Origin of the sequence: Mycobacterium sp. E3247 (genome assembly GCF_001667785.1) — a bacterium.
Lineage (GTDB): Bacteria > Actinomycetota > Actinomycetes > Mycobacteriales > Mycobacteriaceae > Mycobacterium.
This window is the reverse complement of the sequence record NZ_LZJG01000144.1, coordinates 1-1,355: the sequence shown is the minus strand read 5'-3', so window position 1 is coordinate 1,355 and position 1,355 is coordinate 1. Positions and strand designations below refer to the sequence as shown.

The window sequence follows — 1,355 nt, the reverse complement described above, 5'->3', positions numbered from 1 at the left end:
GCAGATCGGCGGCGATCCACCGGCGATCCACGATGCCACGTCCTCGTCGGCGTCCGTGGTCAACTCCATGGTCAGCGCGCCGACAAAGGGCCGTCGGTCGCCCCATTTCTTCGCCCATTCGGCGGCCAGCCCGGGAAAGCAGACTTCGTCATAGGCCTGGATCTCGAGCGAGCCGCGTTCGGCGATCCGCCGGGGCGAGGGTTTCGTGGCCGCGGGCAGTCCGAGCTCGCGGCGCTGTGCGTTCTCCACTTGCTTCGTCGAGCGCCAAAACAACCACTCGACCGTTTTCATCCCGGTACGGACCATCGGCCCGGGCAGTGCCGGAATCAGCTCGCCGTTGGGCCGCATCGGAATGTAATGCAGCGTGGCCATCGGAATGCGGTAGTAGTCGGCGACGTTGATCGCGAGGTCCTGGTAGAGCTGTCCGGTGAAGATCAAATCGGCGCCGGCACCGACCGACATCAGTGACGAGCTCATCAGCTGCCAGTTCCGCAGCACCGGCTCCCATGCGTCGCGCATCAACTTGATGGGCCCGCGCACGAAATTCTTCCAGAAGTCGCGGATGAACTCGTCGCTCCAGAAGTCGTGCATGTCGGGTCCGTAGCCGATGGCCGCCAGGCCTGCTTCCTGCGCGAGCTCAACAAGATTGGGCGGGACGGCCATGCGGACTTCGTGCCCTCTGCGCGTCAGTTCCCGCCCGATAGCGAGGCACGGCTCTATGTCACCGCGCGTCCCGTAGCTTGCCACAGCAAATTTCATCGCGTTGTAACCTTAATCACTTTTCCCTTGCCCCGGCAACACTTCAGAGTAGGGTCTTTCGGCCCTAATTTCAGTCTCTCCCTTCCCTATTGGGATTGACTGTTTTCGTTGCATGGCATGGGGAATGAGGTTCCGCGAGCGGGCGAACCGGCAATTCCCACCGGGCGCCGTCGGGTGTGACGAAGCCAATATCATCGGCCCTATCCCCCCGACCATTGGACTGTGACGACCTTTGACGGTTTGACGCGACCCCCAGGCATCGTCGGCTGATCAGATATCTAGTGTGCCAGAAAGTGTGGTCCCGTGTCTCCAGAAGCGGCAACTAGTTCGGCGCCGGCGCCGGAGTCAGGACGCTGACAGTGCGGCACACATCCGCGCTGTCGGCTTTGCCGATCAGGCGCGACTCCGCGAGCCGGCAAACTTCTCCACCACGTCAGCGGCCTTGACAACGCTTTCAGCGGGTTTGGTCATGTGCCGGGCGATCTCTCGCGCACGCACGCCGTAATCCGGATCGAGTATCCGGCGCAGATCCGCCAACAACGACTCCCGGGTGGTGGCCGAAAGCCGCCGCGTGGCGCCAACTTTCAGCCGTTTGA

1 protein-coding gene and 1 pseudogene are annotated in these 1,355 nt (G+C 62.7%); both read right to left on the bottom strand.

The genetic code is table 11. The features are described from left to right. The coding region (locus tag A9X04_RS07715; protein ID WP_197509085.1) for a glycosyltransferase at nt 1-759 on the bottom strand (759 nt) is incomplete at its 3' end. Between the two features lie 393 nt (nt 760-1,152). Next, nucleotides 1,153-1,355 (bottom strand): annotated as a pseudogene (locus A9X04_RS07710) (glycosyl transferase family 1); the annotation flags it as partial.